This is a genomic window from Pseudomonas sp. GW821-FHT07B01 (assembly GCF_059419065.1).
The window spans coordinates 331,256-355,082 of sequence record NZ_JBWKRA010000001.1; the positions used below are offsets into that span (position 1 = coordinate 331,256).

Below are 23,827 nucleotides of genomic sequence, written 5' to 3' on the forward strand. Positions count from 1 at the left end.
TTATCTAATCTTGTAACCGCGAAGTTTGCCACAACGCCGGTGATTTGGCGCCATATGCCAGACAAACATCCAATTGTGGGAGAGGTTTGTCCTCATACCTGTAGGAGCGAGCTTGCTCGCTCCTACAGTTGGGGAAGCGCTTCAGGGCTCTACCTGACTCCACTGCTTGCTCAAGCGCTTATCGGAAATCGGCACTTTGGTACCCAACTGCTGGGCAAACAGCGACACCCGGTACTCCTCCAGCCACCAGCGATATAGCTCCAACTGCGGGTCGCGCTTGCCTTCCTGGGTGTGTTTGTTCAGGCGGTTCTGGTACTGCGCCCACAGGCCGCCCAATTCGCTGCTCCACACGCGGTCCTTTTGCACCTGGCTCGGCAGTTTTTCCAGGCGCAGTTCGATGGCCTTGAGGAAACGCGGCAGTTCCTTGAACCACTGGGCCGGGGTTTCCCGCACAAAACCTGGATACACCAGGTTGCTCAGTTGCTGCTTGATATCGTTCAAGGCCACGGCCTGGGCCAGGTCGATCTTGCCTTTGAAGCGTTTTTGCAGGCCGTGCCAGAGTTTCAGCACTTCCAGGGTCAGGCGCGCGAGGCGTTCGGCGTGCTCAGTCCAACTGCCGCGCTTGCGTTCAGCCAAGGCTGCCAGGCCAGCGCCATCGCGTGGCAGGCTGGCTTCGCCTTCAAGTACACAGGTATCGAGGCTGGCCAGCAGGATGTCTTCCACCAGCGCGTCGATTCGCCCCAGTTCGCGGTACATCAAGCCCAGTTCGGTCAGGCCCGGCAATTTGCCGCGCAGGAATTTCGCCGGCTCCGCCAATTGCTGCATCAGCAGGCGCTGCAAGGCGCGACGGTGCTGGAACTCGGCTTCGGCAGCGGTGGAGAAGCGCCCCTCCTTGACCGTGCCGTTCTCTTCCACCAGTGCCGGATACACCGTCATCGACAGGCCGGCAATGTTCTGCTGGGTTTTTTCCGCCACCGTCGCAAACACCTTGGCCTCTACCGGCTGCTGGCTTTTCGCGGTTTGCGGCACGGCCAAGGCCGCCTGGCTGGCTTCGGCGAACCGTGCGGTGAGCTCGGCCAAGTCACGGCCTTCGCCGAGGAATTTGCCCTGGCCGTCGACCACTTCCAGGTTCATCTTCAGGTGGTTTTCCACCTGTTGCGCCGCTTCGGCCCACGCCTCATCGCTGACCCGCGCACCGGTCATGCGCAGCAATTCACGCCCCAGCGCCTGGGGCAGAGAGCCCTGGCCGAATTCGATACGTTGCAGCGCAGCCTTGACGAAGTCCGGCACCGGCACGAAGTTTTTGCGCAGCGCCTTGGGCAAGTTGCGCACCAGAGCGATGCACTTGGCTTCGATCAACCCCGGCACCAGCCACTCCAGGCGCTCGGCTGGCAACGCCGGCAACAACGGCGCCGGCACCCGCAGGGTCACGCCGTCACGGGGGTGGTTGGGTTCGAAGTGGTAACTCAAGGCCAGGGCCAGGTCGCCCAGGTGCAAGGTGTCCGGGTAATGCGCGGCGGTGACTTCACTGGCCTCGCGGGCCAGTACGTCTTCTTCACGCATGATCAGCAGTTGCGGGTCTTTCTGGCTGTTGACCTTGTACCAACTGTCAAAGGTGGCGGTCTGGTGAATCTCTGCGGGCAGGCGCGCATCGTAGAAGGCGTACAGGGTTTCTTCGTCGGCCAGGATGTCGCGACGGCGGGCCTTGGCTTCCAGCTCGTCGAGTTGCTCCAGCAGTTTCTGGTTGGCCGTCAGGCACTTGGCACGGGACTGAATCTCGCCGCGCACCAGGCCTTCACGGATAAACAACTCACGGGACACCACCGGGTCAATCGGCCCGTAATGCACCGGCCGGCGCCCGACCACGATCAGCCCGAACAGGGTGATCTGCTCAAAGGCCACCACCTGGCCACGCTTCTTCTCCCAATGGGGTTCGAAGTGGTTCTTCTTGATCAGATGCCCGGCCAGCGGCTCGATCCAGTCGGCGTCGATTTTCGCCACCATGCGTGCATAGAGCTTGGTGGTTTCCACCAGTTCAGCGGTCATCAGCCATTGCGGGCGCTTCTTGCCGATGCCAGAAGACGGGTGAATCCAGAAGCGACGCTGGCGCGCCCCGAGGTAATCGCCGTCTTCGGTCTTCTGGCCAATCTGGCTGAGCAGGCCGGACAGTACCGCCTTGTGCAATTTTGGGAAGTCTGCTGGTTCTTTATTGATGCTCAACTGCATGTCGCGGCAGATGAGGCTCAACTGGCGATGGGAGTCGCGCCACTCGCGCAGGCGCAAGTAGTTGAGGAAGTTTTTGCGGCACCAGTTGCGCAACGGGCTGGCGGTCAGTTCCTGGCGCTGCTCCTCGAAACCGCGCCACAGGTTGACCAGCCCGGCGAAGTCCGAATCCGGGTCTTTCCACTGTGCGTGGGCCTGGTCGGCCGCTTGTTGACGCTCCGGTGGGCGCTCGCGCGGGTCCTGGATCGACATGGCGCTGGCGACGATCAACACTTCCTGCAAACTGCCCAGCCTGGCCGCTTCCAGCAACATGCGGCCCATGCGCGGGTCCACCGGCAAGCGGGCAAGCTGGCGGCCCAACGGCGTGAGCTGGCTGTTGCGGTCGACCGCCGAGAGTTCTTGCAGCAGGTTGAAACCGTCGCTGATGGCTTTGCCATCCGGCGGTTCGATAAACGGGAAATCGGTGATCTCGCCCAGGCGCAGGTGCAGCATCTGCAAGATCACGGCAGCGAGGTTGGTGCGCAGGATCTCCGGGTCGGTAAATTCCGGGCGCCCGATAAAATCTTCTTCGCTGTACAAGCGCACGCAAATACCCGGTTCAACCCGGCCGCAACGGCCTTTACGCTGGTTGGCGCTGGCCTGGGAAATCGCCTCGATCGGCAGGCGCTGCACCTTGGCGCGGTAGCTGTAGCGGCTGATGCGTGCCGTGCCGCTGTCGATCACATAGCGAATGCCCGGCACCGTCAGCGAGGTTTCCGCAACGTTGGTCGCCAGTACCACGCGCCGGCCTGGGTGGGACTGGAAAATGCGCTGTTGCTCGGCCGGTGACAGCCGTGCGTACAACGGCAAAATCTCGGTGTGCTTGAGCTGGGCCTTGCGCAGCATGTCGGCCGCATCACGAATCTCGCGCTCGCCGGGCAGGAACACCAACACGTCGCCAGGACTGCGCCGTTCGCTGCGCTCATAGGCGGCGATTTCATCAAGGGTGGCAAGGATCGCCTGGTCGACGGTCAGGTCGTCCTCGACGCGGTTGCCCTCCTCGTCCTGTTCCAGGGTGAGTGGGCGATACCAGGTGTCCACCGGGAAGGTACGGCCCGACACCTCGACAATCGGCGCATCGTCGAAGTGCTTGGAAAAGCGCTCCAGGTCGATGGTGGCCGAAGTGATGATGACTTTCAGGTCGGGGCGGCGCGGCAACAGGGTCTTGAGGTAGCCAAGCAGGAAGTCGATGTTCAGGCTGCGTTCGTGGGCTTCGTCGACGATGATCGTGTCGTAGCGCTCGAGGTAGCGGTCGTTCTGGGTTTCGGCCAGTAGGATGCCGTCGGTCATCAGCTTGATCAGGGTGTTGGAGTCACTCTGGTCTTCGAAGCGCACTTGGTAACCGACCAGCGCACCCAATGGCGTGGCCAGCTCTTCAGCGACACGGCTGGCGACACTGCGCGCTGCGATCCGGCGTGGCTGGGTGTGGCCGATCAGACCGTACTGGCCGCGACCGATTTCCAGGCAGATTTTCGGCAACTGCGTGGTTTTACCCGAGCCGGTCTCGCCAGCAATGATCAGCACCTGGTGTTTGTTCAGTGCGTCTTTGATCTCATCGCGCTTGGCAGCAATCGGCAGGCTGTCGTCGTAGCGAATCACCGGCAGGCTGGCGCGCCGCGCCGTGACCTGGGCGCACGATGCCTGCATGCGCGCCACCCACTGCGCCAGCTTCTCCTCATCGGGCTTCTTGCGCAGCTCAAGCAACTGCCGGCGCAAGCGGTGGCGGTCAGCGAGCATGGCGTGATCGAGGGCTTTGAGCAGTTGGTCGAGGGTGGGTGCTTGGTCTGTCATCAGCTATTTCGACGGTCATCTATTTATGCACGGCCGGCAAGTGTGGCAGAAAAGCAGCCCATCTGGCAGGCAGTTGAGCTTCAACGGGTGTAAACCGAACCAAAATGTGGGAGCGGGCTTGCTCGCGAAAGCGGTGTGTCAGTCACAGATGTATCAACTGAACCACCGTATTCGCGAGCAAGCCCGCTCCCACAGGGGCAATAGGTTATAGCGGGTCTTTGCGGCGGTAGGGGAATACGTCGATCACCTTGCCGGCACGAATCGCGTCTTGCAGGCCTTTCCAGTAATCAGCGTTGTACAGTTCGCCATGCAGCTCATCGAACAACCGGCGCTGCCCGGCGTCGGCAAACAGGAACGGCGGGAACTCTTCGGGGAACACATCCAGCGGACCGATGGAATACCAGGGCTCGGAGGCCATTTCATCCTCGGGGGTGCGCGGCGCGGGGATATGGCGGAAGTTGGCTTCGGTGAGAAAGCAGATTTCGTCGTAGTCGTAGAACACCACGCGGCCGTGGCGGGTGACGCCAAAGTTTTTCAGCAGCATGTCGCCGGGGAAGATATTCGCTGCCGCCAGTTGCTTGATCGCCAGGCCGTAATCCTCCAATGCTTCGCGCACCTGGGCGGGGTTGGCGTTGTCGAGGTAGAGGTTGAGCGGGGTCATGCGTCGCTCGGTCCAGCAGTGGCGGATGAGCACGGTGTCGCCCTCCACTTCGACGGTACCGGCGGCGACTTCCAGCAGCTCGGCCAGGCACTCGGGCTCGAACTTGCTCAAGGGGAAGCGGAAGTCGGCGAACTCCTGGGTGTCGGCCATGCGCCCTACCCGGTCGACGCTTTTCACCAGGCGGTACTTTTCGATCACCGTGGCGCGGTTGACGTTTTTCGACGGCGAGAAGCGGTCCTTGATGATCTTGAACACCGTATTGAAACCCGGCAGCGTGAACACGCTCATGACCATGCCGCGCACGCCGGGGGCCATGATGAACTGGTCATCGGTGGTGGCCAGGTGGTTGATCAGCGCGCGGTAGAACTCGGATTTGCCGTGCTTGTAGAAACCGATGGAGGTGTACAACTCGGCAATGTGCTTGCCCGGCAGGATGCGCTTGAGAAAGCCAATGAATTCCGCTGGCACGGGCACGTCGACCATGAAATAGGAACGGGTGAACGAGAAGATGATCGACACGTCGGCTTCGTCGGTGATCAACGCATCGATCTGGATGCCACGCCCTTCGCGGTGCAGCAGCGGAATCACCAGCGGCCATTGTTCGTCGCGGGTGTAGATACGCCCCACGAGGTAGGCGCCTTTGTTGCGGTACAGCACTGAGGAAAACAACTCGACCTTGAGGTCCGGGTCCTTGCACACCCAATCCGGCAGGTTTTCCCGCAACTGGGCTTCGAGGCGGCGCAGGTCGGCGGGCAGGTCGGCGTAGGGCTCGCTGAAGCTGTAGTCAGAGAAGACCTGCGCCAGCATGTCCGCTATTTTACCGGCCGGCGTGTAGATACGGGTTTGCGCCGCCCGCGCCCGGCGCAGGCTAGGCCGGGTGGTATGGATGAACATGCAGCCGTCACTGATCAGGTCATGGCTGAACAGGCCGCAGAAGATCGAGTTGTACCAGGTCTCCGACAGCTCATCGTCAAAGCGCAGGTCGATCAGGTCGATATAGGCGCTTTTTACCAGGGGCCACTGGCCGATGTCCTGCAACGGCGCAGGGTCAAAACTGGCGCACAGGCGGGTCGTGACCTCAGCGACTTTCTCTTCATAGAGGTTGATGCGCGCGGCCGACGCCGCCTGCCCCTGCTGCCACTGGGCCTTCTCGAAGCGCTCACGGGCACCATCGGTGATCTGGCGGAAATGCTCACGGTAATCGTCGAAACCGTCGAGGATCATCCGGGCGATAGCGAGGGCGGACTGCGACATGCGGGAAACCTCGAACGGGTATCTGGAAGCCCAGAGCTTAGCCAGTGAACCGAGGCAGGAGAAGAATGATTTTGCGCAGGGGTGAACTGACTGCAATTAGCCATTGTGCCGACCTGCCCGCTGGGCAACACTTCTGCGCCCGATTGGCGTAGGAGTTTTCCGTGAGACCTGTTGACACCCTGTATCTGCTGGGGCTGGCTGCCATCTGGGGCGCGAGTTTCCTGTTTATGCGCATCATCGCGCCGGAAATCGGCACGGTGCCCACCGCGTTTTTCCGCGTGTCGATTGCCGCCGCGGGTTTATTGGTGATCCTGGCGATGATGCGCGTGAGCTGGGATTTCCAAGGCAAGTTCAAGACGGTCCTGCTGCTGGGGGTTATCAACTCGGGGATTCCCGCGACTATGTACTCGGTGGCGGCGCAGGTACTGCCGGCGGGTTATTCGGCGATTTTCAACGCCACCACGCCGCTGATGGGTGTGCTGATCGGCGGGTTGTTTTTCAGCGAACGCCTGACGCCGTCAAAAATAGCGGGTGTGGCCTTGGGTCTGCTTGGTGTTGCCGTGCTCACCCGCGCGGGGCCGGTGGCATTTGATCTGGAACTGTTAATGGGCGCATTGGCGTGCCTGCTGGCGACCACCTGCTATGGCTTCGCCGGTTTCCTGGCGCGACGCTGGCTGGATCAGCGCGGCGGGTTGGACAGTCGTCTCTCTGCCTTGGGCAGTATGCTGGGTGCTACGTTGTTTTTGCTGCCGTTCTTCGCCTTCAGCGCCATCACCCAGCCACCGGCGAATTGGGGCGGCTGGCAGGTGTGGGTGTCGCTGCTGGGATTGGGGCTGGTATGTACGGCGTTCGCCTACATCCTGTACTTCCGCCTGCTGTCATCCATCGGCCCGGTCAAGTCAATGACCGTGACCTTCATGATTCCGCCGTTCGGCGTGTTGTGGGGGGCGTTGTTGTTGGATGAGCCGCTGTCCATGGCTCATCTGTATGGTGGTGTATTGATTGCCGGGGCGTTGTGGTTGGTGTTGCGCCCGCAAAAACTGTAGGAGCGCCCCTGTGGCGAGGGAGCTTGCTCCCGCTCGACTGCGTAGCAGTCGCAAGCTCCTGGGGGCGCTTCGCACCCCAGCGCAAGCAAGCTTGCTCGCCACAGCTAGCTCGCTCCTACAGGGGTGGTTTCTAGCTCTTACGGAACACGAAGACCAAGCCGACGATGATCAACGCCATTCCCAGCACGCTCAACAGCGCCAGGCGGTTACCGAAGATCAGGTAGTCCATCACCGCGGTCACCGCCGGCACCAGATAGAACAAACTGGTGACATTCACCAGGTTGCCGCGGGCAATCAGCCGATACAGCAACAGCGTCGCCAGCACGGACACCACCAGCCCCATCCACAGTACCGGCAGGTAAAAACGTGCACTGTGTTCAAAGTGGAACGGCTGGAACGGCACGAACACCGCGCACAGTAGCAACCCGGCCAGGTATTGCAGTGGCAGCGTGCCCAAGGGGTTGTCGGTGATGCGCTTTTGCATGATAGAGCCAAACGTCATGCTCGCCAGCGCCAGCAGCCCGAACACCATCCCGGCCAGGGACATGCCCGCCAACCCGATGCCCTGGTACACCACCATGATCAAGCCCGCCAACCCCAACCCCAGGCCGAACAGCCGGCGCCAGGAGCGTTGGCGCTCCATCAGCACCACGGTGAGGATCGGCTGCACACCCATGATGGTCGCCATCACCCCAGGGGTGACGTTGAGGTCCAGGGCCAGCAGATAGAAAATCTGGTAGGCCCCCAGCAAGACCAGGCCCGTCGCCGCCGCATACAGCAGCGGCTTGCCGGGACGTGGCAGCTTCAACTTGAGGATGGGTCCCAACACCACCAACCCCATCAGGGCGATGGCAAACCGGATCAACAGAAAGGCAAAGGGCGAAGCATGGGCCAGGCCCAACTTGGAGAAGATCGCCCCGCTGCTCCACAGCAAGACAAACACGCTCGTCGAGGCCGCCGCGGCCACGGATTGTTTCGAAAGCACAGACATGGTTACCACCTGTTATCAGGCAAAAAAGCCGACTCAGTAAAAAACTGAATTTCAGTAGGTTTTTTCAGGCGGGCAGGGGCAACAGCGAATCGCTGATCAGCCCGAAATGCCAACACCCGGCGGTGATACGACTGCGTACACCGGCGTGCTACTGACAGGTGGGGGGTAGTGACTGATCTGCGCAGGCTGCTTGGCGCCGCACGGCACGACCACAGCGTTGACCGCTGAATCGACTACCGCTATGCGCTGGGAAGCTGGCATGTGCTGATCTTTTTGAAGGGATAAAGACGCGACGACTATAACCAGCCGCAAACATACTTTGCAATCCTTTCCCCCTTGCCTTGTACGTGGAGGCGTTTTCATGCCCTAGAACCTGGCCGCTCGCTATAATGCCGCCCGGATTTTTCGAAGGATTTCACATGATTGCTTTGCCCTGGCTGTACCTCACCCTACTTTCCATTGGCTATGTCGTGGCTTTGATCTACGGCCAACTGGGCGTACTGGCGGCGGTCTCCATCGCACTGTTGCTGGTGGCCGGGTACGCCGTGCGCCAGCAACGCAACCCTTGGGCACGCTACTTGGGCCACGGCTTGTTTATCGTCCTGGCCCTGGGCCTGGCGATGCACTGGCTGCCGGGTTTCTATAACGGCCGCGGTATTGCGCCCCAGCGTTTTACTCCGGACTCAGTGCCCTTCTCGATGTACCTGAACCAGGACAAACCCCTGATCGGCTTCTGGCTGTTGCTGGCCTGCCCGTGGATTGTGGCGCGGCGCTCATTGCGCCTGTCGATCTGCGTCACAGCCATGGCCCTGACTCTGGCCGCCATCGCCGCCTTGGGTGGCGCGGCCCTGCTGGGGATGATCAGTTGGGCGCCCAAGTGGCCGGACGAGGCGTGGCTGTGGGTGTTGAATAACCTGCTGCTGGTGACATTGGTCGAAGAAGCGCTGTTTCGCGGGTATATCCAGGGCGGCCTGAGCCAGCGCTTCAAACACCTGCCCTATGGCGAAAACCTCGCGCTGCTGCTGGCCTCGCTGTTATTTGGCCTGGTGCATTTTGCTGCGGGTTGGCAGTGGATGCTGCTGGCGGGTATTGCCGGCGTGGGTTACGGCTTGGCCTATCGCTTTGGTGGCTTGGGCGCGGCGATTGCCACGCATTTTGGCTTGAATCTGCTGCACTTCGGCCTCTTCACCTACCCGATGCTCGCCGGCTAAGCCTACCTTCCTGTCGGAACGAGCGGTCGTGGCGAGGGAGCTTGCTCCCGCTGGGCTGCGAAGCGGCCCCAAAAAACGTGCGGGCGCTACGCACCCGAGCGGGAACAAGCTCCCTCGCCACAGTCAGCCCAGCGTTCGCAGGATTGTTGCAAAAATAAGTTAAATAAATGCCCCGCATGGCCGATACCCCCTGAAAGCCTTGCGGATTGAACAATCATGCGTAATAACCAACCCGTTACCCAGCGCGAACGTACCTTCCCCGCTCAGCAACGGTTGATCTCCACCACAGATGCCAAGGGTGTGATTACCTACTGCAACGACGCCTTCGTCGAAATCAGTGGGTTCACCCGCGAAGAACTGGTGCGCGCGCCACACAACCTGGTGCGTCACCCGGATGTGCCGCCGGCCGTGTTCGCGCATATGTGGTCCACGCTCAAACAAGGCTTGCCATGGATGGGCATTGTCAAGAATCGCTGCAAGACCGGTGACCACTATTGGGTTAACGCCTATGTGACGCCGGTCTTCGACGGTAACCAGGTGATCGGCTACGAATCGGTGCGCATCAAGCCCACCGCCGAGCAGATCCGCCGGGCCGAGGCGCTCTATCAACGCATCAACCAAGGCAAGTCGGCCGTCCCCCAACGGGACAAGTGGCTGCCGGTGTTGCAGGACTGGCTGCCGTTTATCCTGGTCAGCCAGTTAAGCTTCATGATCGGCGCCACCCTCACCTCCCAATGGGGCTTCGCCCTGGCAGCGGCGCTGTCGGTGCCGTTGGGCCTGCTGGGCTTGAGCTGGCAACAGCGCGGTCTCAAGCGTTTGCTGCGCCTGGCCGAACAGACCACGTCCGACCCGTTGATCGCGCAGATGTACACCGACAGCCGTGGCGCACAAGCGCGCCTGGAAATGTCGATCCTCAGCCAGGAAGCGCGTCTGAAGACCTGTCTTACCCGCCTGCAGGACACCGCCGAGCACCTCAACGACCAGGCCGCGCAATCCAACACCCTGGCGCACAACAGCTCCAGCGGCCTGGAACGCCAGCGCGTGGAAACCGAACAGGTGGCCACTGCGGTAAACCAGATGGCGGCGACCACCCAAGAAGTGGCCAGCCACGTGCAGCGCACCGCCGACGCCACCCAGGAAGCCAACCGCCTGACCGGCCGCGGCCGCGATATCGCCGGGGAAACCCGCGAGGCGATTCAGCGACTTTCGGCCGCCGTTGGCGAGACCGGCGTGACCGTCACTCAACTGGCCAAGGACAGCGATGAAATCGGCGGCGTGGTCGATGTGATCAAAGGCATCGCCGACCAGACCAACCTGCTAGCGCTCAATGCCGCTATCGAAGCCGCGCGTGCCGGTGAGATGGGCCGTGGATTTGCGGTGGTCGCCGATGAAGTGCGCCAACTGGCGCAGCGTACGGCCGAATCCACCGGGCAGATCCACACCCTGATTGCCAAGCTGCAACACACGGCGGCCGCCGCCGTGCAGACCATGGACGCCGGGCACCGTCAGGCTGAAGAAGGTGTAGCGCGGGTGATGGAAGCGGACCAGGCCTTGGTGGGTATCAGTGAGGCGGTGGCCAATATCACCGACATGACCACTCAGATCGCAGCCGCAACCGAGGAGCAAAGTGCGGTGGCCGAGGAGATCAGCCGCAACATCAGCACCATTGCACTGTTGGCGGACCAGACCTCGGAGCAGGCGATGAACTCGGCGCAACTGAGTGAAGAGTTGACGCATACCGCCAATACCCAGTATTCGCTGGTGGAGCGTTTTAACCGATAGACCACTGTGGCGAGGGAGCTTGCTCCCGCTGGAGTGCGAAGCGCTCCCAAGACTTTTGGGGCCGCTGCGCAGCCCAGCGGGAGCAAGCTCCCTCGCCACAGGTTTCATTCAAGACTCAGCAAAAAAACTCGACACCTGCACCGCCGCCGCGTCCAGATGCTGCTCATGGGTAAATCCCGACGCCTTCAACGGCTTCAAATCATGATCCCCCGCCACCAGCCACATCAGCTCGATGTTCGGCGACAAGTCATACCCCTCAACCGCCGCTCGATTGCCTAGCGCATCGCGCTCACCCTGCACAATCAACGTCGGCGTTTTCAACCCGGCCAGATGCTCGACCCGTGGTTTCTCCGGTTTACCCACCGCATAGAACGGATAGCCCAGGCACACCAACCCATCGGCGCCCAGTTCATCGGCCAGTAAACTGGCCATCCGCCCGCCCATGGACTTGCCGCCCATCGCCAGTTTCCCAGCGACATGATGTCGCACCTCGGCATACACCTCGCGCCAGCACTCCAGCAGTTTCGGCGCCGGATTCGGGGGGCGTTTGCCGCCGTCCACGCGACGCTGGGCCATGTACGGGAACTCGAAGCGCAACACGCTCACGCCATGCCCGGCAAGGCGTGCGGCCATATCGTTCATGAACGCCGAGTCCATCGGTGCGCCAGCGCCGTGGGCCAGGATCAGCGTGACCGGCTCACCCGACGTCGCACCGGTGGCGACATCCCACAACCAGCCATGTTCCCGTACACACTGCGCCCATTGATCCCCGTCAATACTGGCCTTGTGCTCTTTGCCCATGCTTGCCTCGCTTTTTAGTCTGCCTATAACTCCAGCCCAAGTGCCGCACTTGCTTGGGTTGAACCGTGGATGGGGAACCATGAACACTACTTTAAGTACCGCCTATAACTACAAGGTGGTCCGCCAATTCGCCATTATGACGGTGGTGTGGGGCATCGTCGGCATGGGGCTCGGGGTTTTTCTCGCTGCCCAATTGGTTTGGCCTGCGCTCAACTTCGATTTGCCCTGGACCAGCTTCGGCCGTCTGCGCCCTTTGCACACCAACGCGGTGATCTTCGCGTTCGGTGGCTGTGCGCTGTTCGCCAGCTCCTTTTACTCGGTGCAACGCACCTGCCAGACGCAGCTGTTCGCGCCGAAAGTCGCCGCGTTCTGCTTCTGGGGCTGGCAGCTTGTGATCCTGCTGGCGGTAATCAGCCTGCCACTGGGCTACACCAGCTCCAAGGAATACGCCGAGCTGGAATGGCCGATCGACATCCTGATCACCATCGTCTGGGTCGCCTACGCCATCGTGTTCTTCGGCACGATCATGAAACGCAAGACCAAGCACATCTATGTGGGCAACTGGTTCTTCGGCGCGTTCATCATCACCGTGGCCATTTTGCATATCGTCAATAACCTGGAAATCCCGGTCAGCCTGACCAAGTCCTACTCGCTGTACGGCGGTGCGACGGATGCCATGGTGCAGTGGTGGTATGGGCACAACGCGGTAGGCTTTTTCCTCACTGCGGGCTTTCTGGGGATGATGTACTACTTCGTGCCCAAACAGGCCGAGCGCCCGGTGTATTCCTATCGCTTGTCGATCGTGCACTTCTGGGCGCTGATCACCCTGTACATCTGGGCCGGCCCTCACCACTTGCACTACACCGCCTTGCCGGACTGGGCGCAGTCCCTGGGCATGGTGATGTCACTGGTGCTGCTGGCGCCAAGCTGGGGCGGCATGATCAACGGCATGATGACCCTCTCGGGCGCCTGGCATAAGCTGCGCAGCGACCCGATCCTGCGCTTCCTCGTCGTCTCCCTGGCCTTCTACGGCATGTCGACCTTCGAAGGCCCGATGATGGCGATCAAGACCGTCAACGCCCTCTCCCACTACACCGACTGGACCATCGGCCACGTCCACGCCGGGGCGCTGGGCTGGGTGGCGATGATCTCCATCGGCGCGCTGTACCACATGATCCCGAAAGTCTTCGGTCGCGAGCAGATGTACAGCCTCGGCCTGATCAACGCGCATTTCTGGCTGGCCACCATCGGCACCGTGCTCTACATCGCCTCGATGTGGGTCAACGGCATCGCCCAGGGCCTGATGTGGCGTGCGGTCAACGAAGACGGCACCCTCACCTACTCCTTCGTCGAAACCCTGGTGGCCAGCCACCCAGGCTTCATCGTGCGACTGGTGGGCGGTGCGATCTTCCTCAGCGGCATGTTCCTGATGGCTTACAACACATGGCGCACCGTGCGTTCGGCGCAACCTGCCGAAGTCACCGCTGCCGCGCAGATGGCCTGAGGAGTCGATGATGAAACACGAAACGATTGAAAAGAACGTCGGCCTGTTGATGCTGCTGATGGTGCTCGCCGTGAGCATCGGCGGCCTGACCCAGATCGTCCCGCTGTTCTTCCAGGACGTGACCAACAAGCCGGTCGAAGGCATGAAGCCCTACACCGCGCTGCAACTGGAAGGCCGCGACATCTACATCCGCGAAGGCTGCGTGCAGTGCCACTCGCAGATGATCCGCCCGTTCCGCGCCGAGACCGAGCGCTACGGCCACTACTCGGTGGCTGGCGAAAGCGTGTGGGACCACCCGTTCTTGTGGGGCTCCAAGCGTACCGGGCCGGACCTGGCCCGCGTCGGCGCGCGCTACTCGGACGACTGGCACCGCGCGCACTTGTACAACCCGCGCAACGTGGTGCCAGAGTCGAAAATGCCGGCCTACCCCTGGCTGGTCACCGCCGCCGTCGACAGCAGCCACACCGAGACCAAGTTGAAAGTGATGCGCACCCTCGGCGTGCCGTACACCGACGACGACATCAATGGCGCCGTCGCCAGCCTCAAGGGCAAGACCGAGATGGACGCGCTGGTTTCCTACCTGCAAGTGCTCGGCACTGCCATCAAGAGCAAGAGGTGAGCCATGGGATTTGAATTCGATGCGGGCACCATCCGCGGCCTTGGCACGCTGGTGGTCGCCATCGCCTTTATCGGCCTGTCGCTGTGGGTGTTCAACAACCGCCGCAACGCGGAATTCGAGCAGGCCCGCCTACTGCCGTTTGCCGATGAACCTTCCCCACCCGACGCTCAAGCAGAGCCAGCCACAAGGAGCACTCGGCCATGACTACGTTCTGGAGTACATGGATCTGCGTATTGACCCTGGGCAGCCTGATCGGCCTGACCTGGCTGTTGGTCGGCACCCGCAAGGGCGAAACCAAGGGCAGCGTCGACCAGACCATGGGCCACGCCTTCGACGGTATCGAGGAATACGACAACCCGCTGCCCCAGTGGTGGTTCATGTTGTTCGCCGGCACCCTGGTGTTTGCCGTCGGCTACCTGATCCTCTACCCGGGCCTGGGCAACTGGAAAGGCGTACTGCCGGGCTATGAAGACGGCTGGACCCAGACCAAGGAATGGGACAAGGAAATGGCCAAGGCCGACGCCAGGTTCGGGCCGATCTTCGCCAAGTTCGCGGCCATGCCGGTGGAAGAAGTCGCCAAGGACCCGCAAGCGTTGAAGATGGGCGGTCGCCTGTTCGCCTCCAACTGCGCGGTATGCCACGGCTCGGACGCCAAGGGCGCCTATGGCTTCCCCAACCTGGCGGACAGCAACTGGCGCTGGGGCGGTTCGGCCGAGGCCATCAAGGCCACCATCCTGAACGGTCGCCACGCGGCGATGCCGGCCTGGGGTGAAGTGCTGGGCGAGGACGGGGTGAAGAACGTCGCCGCCTACGTGCGTCACGACCTGGCCAAGCTGCCGTTGCCCGCCGACAACACCGCCGACCTGGCAGCCGGCCAAGCCGCCTTCAGCACCACTTGCGTGGCGTGTCATGGTCCGCAAGGTCACGGCGTGGAAGCCATGGGTGCGCCCAACCTGACCGAGCCTGCCGGGTTTATCTACGGCACCAGCCTGGCGCAGTTGCAGCAGACCATCCGCCATGGTCGCCAGGGCCAGATGCCGGCCCAGGATGTGCTGCAAGGTAATGACAAGGTGCACCTGCTGGCGGCTTACGTGTACAGCCTGTCCCATAACGCTGATGGCGCAACGCCAGACAACCAACCGCAGTAAAAGCTCTACCTGTGGCGAGGGAGCTTGCTCCCGCTGGAGTGCGAAGCGCTCCCACGATTTTGGGGCCGCTGCGCAGCCCAACGGGAGCAAGCTCCCTCGCCACAGACATAAGTCGCGACCAAGTGTCGCACCCCTTCCAAACCCAACTTTCCCCTCCTCCTATTCGGGTCTACGCTTGTTCCCACAGTGGAGCAATTCTGGCGTAGACGACGGTATTCGTTGCGCCCCCTAAAATTCCTGTCCACTTGATCAGCTTTCTATTTCGGTCTTTATCCTTACACCAAACATGGAAAGGGCGCAGAATCTGGCGTGGAACGCATTGATACAGGTCAGCCATTGCGTTGCAATGGCCCCTCGGTTTCTACATACTTGCGGCCGATTTTACCTATAAAAAAACCTAAACCGTGGAACCTTAGAATGAGCACAGCAATCAGTCCGACTGCTTATAACTATAAGGTAGTCCGCCAGTTCGCCATCATGACGGTGGTCTGGGGGATCCTTGGCATGGGGCTCGGGGTGTTCATCGCCTCGCAACTGGTTTGGCCGCAATTGAATTTCGACCTGCCCTGGACGACTTTCGGCCGCCTGCGCCCACTGCACACCAACCTGGTGATCTTCGCCTTCGGCGGATGTGCACTGTTTGCCACCTCCTACTATGTCGTGCAGCGCACCTGCCAGACGCGACTGATTTCCGATGGTCTTGCCGCCTTCACCTTCTGGGGCTGGCAGGCGGTCATCGTCGGCGCCATCATCAGCCTGCCCCTGGGCTACACCACCACCAAGGAATACGCTGAGCTGGAATGGCCGATCGCCATTTTGCTTGCCATTGTGTGGGTGACCTACGGCCTGGTGTTCTTCGGCACCATCGTCAAGCGCAAGACCAAGCACATCTACGTAGGCAACTGGTTCTACGGGGCCTTTATCGTGGTCACGGCGATGCTGCACATCGTCAACCACGCCTCCCTGCCGGTGAACCTGTTCAAGTCCTATTCGGCCTATTCCGGCGCAACGGACGCGATGATCCAGTGGTGGTACGGCCACAACGCCGTAGGCTTCTTCCTCACCACCGGTTTCCTGGGGATGATGTACTACTTCGTGCCCAAGCAGGCCGAGCGTCCGATCTACTCTTATCGCCTGTCCATCGTGCACTTCTGGGCGCTGATCACCCTGTACATCTGGGCCGGCCCTCACCACCTGCACTACACCGCCTTGCCGGATTGGGCACAGTCCCTGGGCATGGCGATGTCGATCATCCTGCTGGCGCCAAGCTGGGGCGGCATGATCAACGGCATGATGACCCTCTCGGGCGCCTGGCATAAGCTGCGCACCGACCCGATCCTGCGGTTTCTGGTGGTGTCCCTGGCGTTCTACGGCATGTCGACCTTTGAAGGTCCGATGATGGCGATCAAGACCGTCAACTCGCTGTCCCACTACACCGACTGGACCATCGGCCACGTACATGCCGGCGCTCTGGGCTGGGTAGCGATGATCTCCATCGGCGCGCTGTACCACATGATCCCCAAACTGTTCGGCCGCGTGCAGATGCACAGCGTCGGGCTGATCAACGCACACTTCTGGCTGGCCACTATCGGCACCGTGCTCTACATCGCCTCGATGTGGGTCAACGGCATCACCCAGGGCCTGATGTGGCGTGCGATCAACGATGACGGCACCCTCACCTATTCCTTCGTAGAAGCGCTGCAAGCTAGCCACCCGGGCTTTATCGTACGTGCCCTGGGCGGTGCGTTCTTTGCCAGTGGCATGCTGTTGATGGCCTACAACGTCTGGCGCACCGTGCGTGCCAGCGACCCTGTAGAAGCCGAAGCCGCCGCCAAGATCGCCGTTGTGGGAGCTCACTGATGAAGCATGAAGTCGTCGAGAAGAACATCGGCCTGCTGGCCTTCTTCATGGTCATCGCCGTGAGCATTGGCGGCCTGACCCAAATCGTCCCACTGTTTTTCCAGGACGTGACCAACAAGCCGGTCGAAGGCATGAAGCCGCGCACCGCCCTTGAACTGGAAGGCCGCGACGTCTACATCGCCAACGGTTGCGTGGGCTGCCACTCGCAGATGATCCGCCCCTTCCGCGCCGAAACCGAACGCTACGGCCACTACTCGGTCGCCGGTGAAAGCGTGTGGGACCACCCGTTCCTGTGGGGTTCCAAGCGCACCGGCCCGGACCTGGCCCGTGTGGGTGGGCGTTACTCCGATGACTGGCAGCGTGCGCACCTGTACAACCCGCGCAACGTGGTACCTGAGTCGAAAATGCCGGCGTACCCGTTCCTCGTGGAAAACAAGCTCGACGGCAAGGACACCGCGAAGAAGATGGAAGTCTTGCGCACCCTGGGGGTGCCCTACACCGACGAAGACATCGCCGGTGCGGCCGCCGCCGTGAAGGGCAAGACCGAAATGGACGCATTGGTGGCCTACCTGCAAGGCCTTGGCACCATCATCAAAAGCAAACGGTGACCTACATGGATATCGGGATGATTCGTGGCCTGGGCACCGTTGTGGTGATGGTGGCCTTTATCGGCCTGGCGTTGTGGGTGTTCAGCCCACGGCGCAAGTCGGAGTTTGACGACGCGACCATGCTGCCCTTTGCAGATGATCCCGAAGCCATCAAGCACGTCGAGCAAGCTTCTAGGAGTAACAAAGAATGACTACGTTCTGGAGTCTGTACGTCACAGTCCTCAGTCTGGGTACCATCTTCGCCCTGACCTGGCTGCTGCTGTCGACCCGCAAGGGCCAGCGCACCGAGCAGACGGACGAGACCGTCGGCCACTCGTTCGACGGCATCGAGGAGTACGACAACCCGCTGCCCAAGTGGTGGTTCATGCTGTTTGTCGGCACCATCGTCTTCGCCCTTGGTTACCTGGTGCTCTACCCTGGCCTCGGCAACTGGAAGGGCCTGCTGCCAGGCTACAACTACCTCGACAACGACAAGCAAACCCCGTTCGCCAACGGCCAGACCGGCTGGACCGGCGTGCACGAGTGGGAAAAGGAAATGGCCAGGTCGGAGGCCAAGTTCGGGCCGATCTTCGCCAAATTCGCGTCGATGCCGATTGAAGAAGTCGCCAAGGACCCGCAAGCCTTGAAGATGGGCGGCCGCCTGTTCGCCTCCAACTGCTCGGTGTGCCACGGCTCCGACGCCAAGGGCGCCTACGGCTTCCCCAACCTGACCGACGCCGACTGGCGCTGGGGTGGCGAACCCAACACCATCAAGGAAACCATCATGAAGGGCCGCCACGCGGTGATGCCAGGCTGGGCCGAAGTCATCGGCGAGCAAGGCGTGGCTGACGTAGCAGGCTTTGTGGTGACCCAACTCGATGGCCGCAAACTGCCGGAAGGTGCCAAGGCCGATGTGGCCAACGGTGAAAAGCTCTTCGCCGCCAACTGCGTGGCCTGCCACGGCCCGGCCGGTAAAGGCACCCCAGCCATGGGCGCGCCCGACCTGACGCATCCGGGTGCGTTCATCTACGGTTCAAGCTTCGCGCAACTGCAGCAGACCATCCGTTATGGCCGCCAGGGCCAGATGCCGGCGCAGGAGCAGTTGCAAGGCAATGACAAAGTGCACTTGCTTGCGGCGTATGTGTATAGCTTGTCTCATGGGGATAAGAAGGCTGAGGAGCAGTAAGACCTCTGAAACAATAATGGAGCCCCGCGCAGCGAATGCTGGCGGGGCTTTTTGTTTATTGCTCTGAAACACAGCAGGCATTAAGTTTGAGCGCTGACGCTTACAATCGGGCTGATGCGTGAACGAAGACAACATCGACTTTCTCCCTGGGCGCACAACCATTATTACGAGGGCACAGTTCGATGATTGAGTCATTTAAACGGCCACAGTTCTAAAAACGCCGGGATTCAAATGGGGGGCTTGCTCGCTAATACGGAGTACCGGCTACGATTTTCATTACTGGAGACATCGCATTCGCGAGCAAGCCCGCTCCCACATCTGGACTGCTTTGTTCAAAAAAACCGGGGCTCTCAAGTGAACGCCTTTCGGACCTGCCCGACCACCACAGCGACAAAAACCGTCCATACTTGCCAAGTCAATTGATCCAGGTCATGTACACCATCAATTGATTTCCCCCAACGCGACCAAAGGTCGCACCCTTTGCGCACCATCGGGGGCGTATCATTAGGCCACTGCAACACCCTTAATTTGACCCCGGCTGGCACGTACTGGCCGAGGCAAATCTCCACCGCCGTGGGATGCAATGATGAGCGACCAGATACCGGTACATGACGTTACCCCGCCTGCCAAAACCGTCGACCTCTACGCTTCGCGTGAGAAGATTTACACCCGCGCCTTCACTGGCTTGTTCCGCAATCTGCGCATGGTCGGCGGTGCCGCTCTGTTTCTGCTGTACTTCGGCACCGTGTGGCTGAACTGGGGGGGGCACCAGGCGGTGTGGTGGAACCTGCCGGAGCGTAAATTCTTTATTTTTGGTGCAACGTTCTGGCCTCAGGATTTCATCCTGCTGTCGGGCATTCTCATTGTCGCGGCCTTTGGCCTGTTCTTTATCACCGTATACGCCGGGCGCGTGTGGTGCGGCTATACCTGCCCGCAAAGCGTGTGGACGTGGATCTTCATGTGGTGCGAAAAGGTCACCGAAGGCGACCGCAACCAACGCATCAAGCTCGACAAGGCGCCCATGAGCGCCAACAAATTCCTGCGCAAGTTCAGCAAGCACAGCCTGTGGCTGCTGATCGGCTTTGCCACCGGCATCACCTTCGTCGGCTACTTCTCACCGATTCGCGAACTGGTATTCGATTTCTTCACGGGCCAGGCCGATGGCTGGTCGTATTTCTGGGTGGGTTTCTTCACTCTCGCCACCTACGGCAACGCCGGCTGGCTGCGCGAACAGGTGTGCATCTACATGTGCCCCTATGCGCGCTTCCAGAGCGTGATGTTCGACAAGGACACCTTGATCGTGTCCTATGACCCCCGCCGTGGCGAAGTGCGTGGCCCACGTAAAAAGGGTACCGACTACAAGGCCCAGGGCCTGGGCGACTGCATCGACTGCACGATGTGCGTGCAGGTGTGTCCTACCGGTATCGATATCCGCGACGGGCTGCAAATCGAATGCATCGGCTGCGCCGCCTGCATCGATGCCTGCGATAACATCATGGACAAGATGGAGTACCCACGCGGCCTGATCAGCTACACCACCGAACACAACCTTTCGGGGCAGAAAACCCATAAGCTGCGCCCGCGCCTGATCGGTTACGCCCTGGTATTGCTGGCGATGATCAGCCTGTTGGTGGCCGCCTTCTTCATGCGCTCGCTGGTGGGTTTCGACGTCAGCAAAGACCGCGTGCTGTATCGCGAGAACGCCGAAGGACGCATCGAAAACGTCTACAGCCTGAAGATCATGAACAAAGACCAGCGCGACCACACCTACGTGCTCGACGCCGCTGGCCTGCCGGACCTCAAGCTGCAAGGCCGGCGCGAAATCAAAGTGGCCGCCGGCGATATCGTCAGCATGCCGGTGGAGTTGTCGAGTGCGCCCGAGCAGTTGCCGTCGAGCACCAACGAGGTGACCTTCATCCTCGAAGACGCCGATGACACCAGCGTCCATATTGAAGCCAAGAGCCGATTCATCGGCCCACAAGTCCGTTAACAGGGAACATACGCATGCCCGCAACTACTGCCGCCAGCCCTTGGTACAAGCACCTCTGGCCCTGGATCATCATCGCGATTCTGGCCTGCTCGGTGACCCTGACCTTGTCCATGGTGACCATCGCAGTGAACAACCCGGACAATCTGGTCAACGACAACTACTACGAGGCCGGCAAAGGCATCAACCGTTCCCTGGACCGCGAACGCCTGGCCCAGACCCTGCAACTGCGCGGCAAGCTGCACCTGGACGAACTGACCGGCGAGGTCGAGCTGCAACTGACTGGCTACAGCAATCCAAATACCCTGGAGCTGAACCTGATCTCCCCGACCCAGCCAGAGAAGGATCGCAAGATCAACCTCACCCGCAGCGACAGCGAGCCCGGCCGCTACATCGGCCAGGTCACCGACAAGGTCGAAGGTCGCCGTTTCGTGGAACTGCTTGGCGTGGAGGGCGGCAACACCTGGCGCCTGTTCGAAGAAGAAGAGGTCAGCCACGACAAGGACTTGCTGCTGGGTGACGAACCGTTGCAGGGCGCCGAGGACCTGAAGAAGTAGATGATGATCGTTCCCACGCTCTGCGTGGTAACGCCTTGCTGGACGCTCTGCGTCTGCTTTGTGACGCAGAGCGTCACGGGCAACATTCCCACGCAAAGCGTGGGAACGATCTACGGAACTGAGCAATGACCCAACCCACCCCCTGCTACCACTGCGCCCTACCCGTCCCCTCCGGCAGTCGGTTCACCGCCCAGATCCTCGGCGAACGCCGTGAACTCTGCTGCCCGGGCTGCCAGGCCGTGGCCGAGGCGATAGTGGACGGCGGGCTGGAAAGCTATTACCAACACCGCAGCGAAGCCTCGGCCAACCCCGAGGCGCTGCCCGTGCAGTTGGTGGACGAGCTGGCGCTATACGACCGCGCCGATGTGCAAAAACCCTTTGTACGCCATCAGGGCGACCTGGCCGAAACCACGCTGCTGATGGAAGGCATCAGTTGCGCCGCCTGCGGCTGGTTGATCGAGAAACACCTGCGCAGCCTGCCTGCGGTGGCCGAAGCGCGATTGAACCTGTCCAACCACCGCCTGCACGTGCGCTGGGCCGATGGGCAATTGCCGTTGAGCCAACTGCTCAGCGAGCTGCGCCATATCGGTTACGCCGCCCATCCTTATCAGGCCGACCGCGCCGCCGAACAATTGGCCAGCGAGAATCGACTGGCCCTGCGACAACTGGGAGTCGCCGGCTTGCTGTGGTTCCAGGCCATGATGGCAACCATGGCCACCTGGCCGGAATTCAATATTGACCTGAGCCCGGAGCTGCACATCATCCTGCGCTGGGTCGCAATGTTTCTGACAACGCCCATCGTGTTCTACAGCTGCGCGCCGTTCTTCAAAGGCGCCCTGCGTGACTTGCGCACCCGCCACCTGACCATGGACGTGTCGGTGTCCCTGGCGATTGGCGGCGCGTACCTGGCCGGCATCTGGACCGCGATCACTGGCGTAGGCGAGTTGTATTTCGATGCCGTGGGCATGTTTGCCCTGTTCCTGCTGGCCGGACGCTACCTTGAGCGCCGCGCCCGGGAGCGTACTGCCGCAGCCACCGCCCAACTGGTCAACCTGTTGCCCGCCTCCTGCCTGCGCCTCAAGGACGATGGCCAGAGCGAACGCATCCTGCTCAGCGAATTGGCGCTGGGTGATCGGGTGCTGGTGCACCCTGGCGCCGTGCTGCCGGCGGATGGGGTGATTCTCGACGGCCAATCCAGCATCGATGAATCCCTGCTGACCGGCGAGTACCTGCCGCAACCTCGGCGCTCGGGTGACAGCGTCACGGCTGGCACGCTGAATGTCGAAGGCGCGCTGACCGTCCAAGTGCGCGCCCTGGGGCATGACACGCGCTTGTCCGCCATCGTGCGTCTGCTGGAGCGCGCCCAGGCCGAGAAGCCGCGCCTGGCGCAGATCGCCGACCGCGCTGCGCAGTGGTTCCTGTTGTGCTCGCTGATCGCCGCCGCACTGATAGGCCTGCTGTGGTGGGAGCTGGACCCCACCCGGGCGTTCTGGATTGTGCTGGCGATGCTGGTGGCGACCTGTCCGTGCGCCCTGTCGCTGGCCACGCCCACCGCCCTTACCGCCGCCACCGGTACATTGCACAGTCTCGGGTTACTGCTGACCCGCGGCCATGTGCTGGAGGGCCTGAACCAGATTGATACGGTGATTTTCGACAAGACCGGCACCCTCACCGAAGGGCGCCTGGCGTTGCGCGCCATTCGGCCCTTGAGTACGCTGGACAGCGACCAGTGCCTGGGCCTTGCCGCCGCCCTGGAGAACCGTTCCGAACACCCGATTGCCCGTGCCTTCGGCCGTGCGCCGCTGGCCGCCGATGAAGTGCTGAGCACGCAAGGGCTGGGCCTGGAGGGTCGTGTGGGAGAACGTCTGTTGCGCATCGGCCAGCCGGGTTTTGTCTGTGAACTCAGTGGCTGCGCGATTCCCGCCTCACCGGAGGAAGCCGGGCAATGGCTGCTGCTGGGCGACCGCAGCGGGGCGCTGGCCTGGTTCGTACTCGACGACCGTCTGCGCAGCGACGCCCCCGCCTTGCTCGCCGCATGTAAGGCGCGGGGCTGGCGCACGCTGTTGCTCTCCGGCGACAGTTCGCCGATGGTGGCCAGTGTCGCCTCTGAGCTGGGTATCGACGAGGCCCACGGCAGCCTGCGCCCTGACGACAAGTTGCAGGTACTGCAAAACCTGCACAAGGAAGGTCGCAAAGTGCTGATGCTGGGCGATGGGGTCAATGATGTGCCGGTGTTGGCTGCTGCCGATATCAGTGTGGCGATGGGCTCGGCCACCGACCTGGCAAAAACCAGCGCCGATGCGGTGCTGTTGTCCAACCGCCTGGATGCGCTGGTGCAGGCCTTCAGCCTCGCGCGGCGCACCCGCCGAGTGATCATCGAGAACCTGTTGTGGGCCGGGTTGTACAATGGCCTTATGCTGCCGTTCGCCGCCCTGGGTTGGATCACTCCGATCTGGGCGGCCATCGGCATGTCCATCAGTTCGTTGACCGTGGTACTCAACGCATTGCGCCTGACTCGCCTGCCGAGCGCGCAAGCCCCGGGCACCGCCCCAGCAACCCGCCCGCTGCCGGCCTGAGCCG

At 61.5% G+C, this 23,827-nt stretch carries 18 protein-coding genes; 14 read left to right on the top strand and 4 right to left on the bottom strand.

Going from position 1 to position 23,827, the window contains the following annotated elements; genetic code table 11:
* Positions 1-141: 141 nt before the first annotated feature.
* Positions 142-4,053 carry an ATP-dependent RNA helicase HrpA gene (hrpA, locus tag AC07S6_RS01565; protein ID WP_495111547.1) on the bottom strand — a complete coding sequence of 1,304 codons (3,912 nt, stop codon included), beginning with the start codon at positions 4,051-4,053 and terminating at the stop codon, positions 142-144.
* Positions 4,054-4,258: 205 nt separating this feature from the next.
* Positions 4,259-5,968, bottom strand: a complete 1,710-nt coding sequence (aceK, locus tag AC07S6_RS01570) for a bifunctional isocitrate dehydrogenase kinase/phosphatase (RefSeq protein WP_197883819.1) — start codon at positions 5,966-5,968, stop codon at positions 4,259-4,261.
* Positions 5,969-6,129: 161 nt separating this feature from the next.
* Here aceK and AC07S6_RS01575 point away from each other — a divergent pair, with 161 nt between their 5' ends.
* Complete coding sequence (locus AC07S6_RS01575; protein WP_495111548.1) at positions 6,130-7,014, top strand: DMT family transporter; 885 nt, start codon at positions 6,130-6,132, stop codon at positions 7,012-7,014.
* A gap of 130 nt (positions 7,015-7,144) precedes the next feature.
* Here the strand turns inward: AC07S6_RS01575 and AC07S6_RS01580 are convergent, their stop codons facing one another.
* On the bottom strand, positions 7,145-8,005 hold the full coding sequence (locus tag AC07S6_RS01580) for a DMT family transporter (RefSeq protein WP_495111549.1): 861 nt from the start codon (positions 8,003-8,005) through the stop codon (positions 7,145-7,147).
* A gap of 419 nt (positions 8,006-8,424) precedes the next feature.
* On the opposite strand from AC07S6_RS01580, the gene AC07S6_RS01585 reads away from it, so the two are divergent.
* Together AC07S6_RS01585 and AC07S6_RS01590 are read left to right on the top strand one after the other, a co-directional pair.
* Complete coding sequence (locus tag AC07S6_RS01585; protein ID WP_019820478.1) at positions 8,425-9,216, top strand: CPBP family intramembrane glutamic endopeptidase; 792 nt, start codon at positions 8,425-8,427, stop codon at positions 9,214-9,216.
* Positions 9,217-9,432: 216 nt separating this feature from the next.
* Positions 9,433-10,998: a methyl-accepting chemotaxis protein gene (locus AC07S6_RS01590; RefSeq protein WP_014719440.1), complete on the top strand. Its 1,566-nt coding sequence runs from the start codon at positions 9,433-9,435 to the stop codon at positions 10,996-10,998.
* 108 nt (positions 10,999-11,106) lie between these two features.
* Here AC07S6_RS01590 and AC07S6_RS01595 read toward each other — a convergent pair whose 3' ends face one another.
* On the bottom strand, positions 11,107-11,799 hold the full coding sequence (locus AC07S6_RS01595; protein WP_495111550.1) for an alpha/beta family hydrolase: 693 nt from the start codon (positions 11,797-11,799) through the stop codon (positions 11,107-11,109).
* 79 nt (positions 11,800-11,878) lie between these two features.
* Here AC07S6_RS01595 and ccoN (AC07S6_RS01600) point away from each other — a divergent pair, with 79 nt between their 5' ends.
* From ccoN (AC07S6_RS01600) to AC07S6_RS01650, 11 genes are all read left to right on the top strand, one after another.
* Complete coding sequence (ccoN, locus tag AC07S6_RS01600) at positions 11,879-13,303, top strand: cytochrome-c oxidase, cbb3-type subunit I (RefSeq protein ID WP_495111551.1); 1,425 nt, start codon at positions 11,879-11,881, stop codon at positions 13,301-13,303.
* Positions 13,304-13,313: 10 nt separating this feature from the next.
* Positions 13,314-13,922, top strand: coding sequence for a cytochrome-c oxidase, cbb3-type subunit II (gene ccoO / locus AC07S6_RS01605; RefSeq protein WP_003193159.1), 609 nt, complete (start codon positions 13,314-13,316; stop codon positions 13,920-13,922).
* Positions 13,923-13,925: 3 nt separating this feature from the next.
* The gene (locus AC07S6_RS01610) at positions 13,926-14,126 is read left to right on the top strand and encodes a cbb3-type cytochrome oxidase subunit 3 (RefSeq protein WP_003193161.1); all 201 of its coding nucleotides are present in this window, start codon (positions 13,926-13,928) and stop codon (positions 14,124-14,126) included.
* Entirely contained in the window at positions 14,123-15,070 is a 948-nt protein-coding gene (gene ccoP / locus AC07S6_RS01615; RefSeq protein ID WP_495111552.1) for a cytochrome-c oxidase, cbb3-type subunit III, read from the top strand. Before AC07S6_RS01610 ends, ccoP (AC07S6_RS01615) begins: the two co-directional genes overlap by 4 nt.
* A gap of 417 nt (positions 15,071-15,487) precedes the next feature.
* Positions 15,488-16,930, top strand: a complete 1,443-nt coding sequence (gene ccoN / locus AC07S6_RS01620; protein ID WP_014719443.1) for a cytochrome-c oxidase, cbb3-type subunit I — start codon at positions 15,488-15,490, stop codon at positions 16,928-16,930.
* Entirely contained in the window at positions 16,930-17,538 is a 609-nt protein-coding gene (gene ccoO, locus AC07S6_RS01625) for a cytochrome-c oxidase, cbb3-type subunit II (RefSeq protein WP_003193167.1), read from the top strand. The genes ccoN (AC07S6_RS01620) and ccoO (AC07S6_RS01625) overlap by 1 nt, the downstream gene beginning before the upstream one ends.
* A 5-nt stretch (positions 17,539-17,543) precedes the next feature.
* Entirely contained in the window at positions 17,544-17,729 is a 186-nt protein-coding gene (locus tag AC07S6_RS01630) for a CcoQ/FixQ family Cbb3-type cytochrome c oxidase assembly chaperone (protein ID WP_003193169.1), read from the top strand.
* Positions 17,726-18,703, top strand: a complete 978-nt coding sequence (gene ccoP / locus AC07S6_RS01635; RefSeq protein WP_014719444.1) for a cytochrome-c oxidase, cbb3-type subunit III — start codon at positions 17,726-17,728, stop codon at positions 18,701-18,703. The genes AC07S6_RS01630 and ccoP (AC07S6_RS01635) overlap by 4 nt, the downstream gene beginning before the upstream one ends.
* A 586-nt stretch (positions 18,704-19,289) precedes the next feature.
* Positions 19,290-20,693 carry a cytochrome c oxidase accessory protein CcoG gene (ccoG, locus tag AC07S6_RS01640; protein WP_034128398.1) on the top strand — a complete coding sequence of 468 codons (1,404 nt, stop codon included), beginning with the start codon at positions 19,290-19,292 and terminating at the stop codon, positions 20,691-20,693.
* A gap of 14 nt (positions 20,694-20,707) precedes the next feature.
* Complete coding sequence (locus tag AC07S6_RS01645; RefSeq protein ID WP_014719446.1) at positions 20,708-21,247, top strand: FixH family protein; 540 nt, start codon at positions 20,708-20,710, stop codon at positions 21,245-21,247.
* Between the two features lie 125 nt (positions 21,248-21,372).
* Complete coding sequence (locus tag AC07S6_RS01650) at positions 21,373-23,823, top strand: heavy metal translocating P-type ATPase (RefSeq protein ID WP_495111553.1); 2,451 nt, start codon at positions 21,373-21,375, stop codon at positions 23,821-23,823.
* Positions 23,824-23,827: the final 4 nt, after the last annotated feature.

Coding starts and splice junctions, on each gene's coding strand:
- ccoO (WP_003193159.1), top strand. CDS start 13,314: ATGAAACACGAAACGATTGAAAAGAACGTCGGCCTGTTGATGCTGCTG.
- AC07S6_RS01645 (WP_014719446.1), top strand. CDS start 20,708: ATGCCCGCAACTACTGCCGCCAGCCCTTGGTACAAGCACCTCTGGCCC.
- AC07S6_RS01595 (WP_495111550.1), bottom strand. CDS start 11,799: ATGGGCAAAGAGCACAAGGCCAGTATTGACGGGGATCAATGGGCGCAG.
- ccoP (WP_014719444.1), top strand. CDS start 17,726: ATGACTACGTTCTGGAGTCTGTACGTCACAGTCCTCAGTCTGGGTACC.
- AC07S6_RS01590 (WP_014719440.1), top strand. CDS start 9,433: ATGCGTAATAACCAACCCGTTACCCAGCGCGAACGTACCTTCCCCGCT.
- AC07S6_RS01610 (WP_003193161.1), top strand. CDS start 13,926: ATGGGATTTGAATTCGATGCGGGCACCATCCGCGGCCTTGGCACGCTG.
- AC07S6_RS01580 (WP_495111549.1), bottom strand. CDS start 8,005: ATGTCTGTGCTTTCGAAACAATCCGTGGCCGCGGCGGCCTCGACGAGC.
- hrpA (WP_495111547.1), bottom strand. CDS start 4,053: ATGACAGACCAAGCACCCACCCTCGACCAACTGCTCAAAGCCCTCGAT.
- AC07S6_RS01585 (WP_019820478.1), top strand. CDS start 8,425: ATGATTGCTTTGCCCTGGCTGTACCTCACCCTACTTTCCATTGGCTAT.
- ccoN (WP_014719443.1), top strand. CDS start 15,488: ATGAGCACAGCAATCAGTCCGACTGCTTATAACTATAAGGTAGTCCGC.
- AC07S6_RS01630 (WP_003193169.1), top strand. CDS start 17,544: ATGGATATCGGGATGATTCGTGGCCTGGGCACCGTTGTGGTGATGGTG.
- aceK (WP_197883819.1), bottom strand. CDS start 5,968: ATGTCGCAGTCCGCCCTCGCTATCGCCCGGATGATCCTCGACGGTTTC.
- ccoN (WP_495111551.1), top strand. CDS start 11,879: ATGAACACTACTTTAAGTACCGCCTATAACTACAAGGTGGTCCGCCAA.
- ccoP (WP_495111552.1), top strand. CDS start 14,123: ATGACTACGTTCTGGAGTACATGGATCTGCGTATTGACCCTGGGCAGC.
- ccoO (WP_003193167.1), top strand. CDS start 16,930: ATGAAGCATGAAGTCGTCGAGAAGAACATCGGCCTGCTGGCCTTCTTC.
- ccoG (WP_034128398.1), top strand. CDS start 19,290: ATGAGCGACCAGATACCGGTACATGACGTTACCCCGCCTGCCAAAACC.
- AC07S6_RS01650 (WP_495111553.1), top strand. CDS start 21,373: ATGACCCAACCCACCCCCTGCTACCACTGCGCCCTACCCGTCCCCTCC.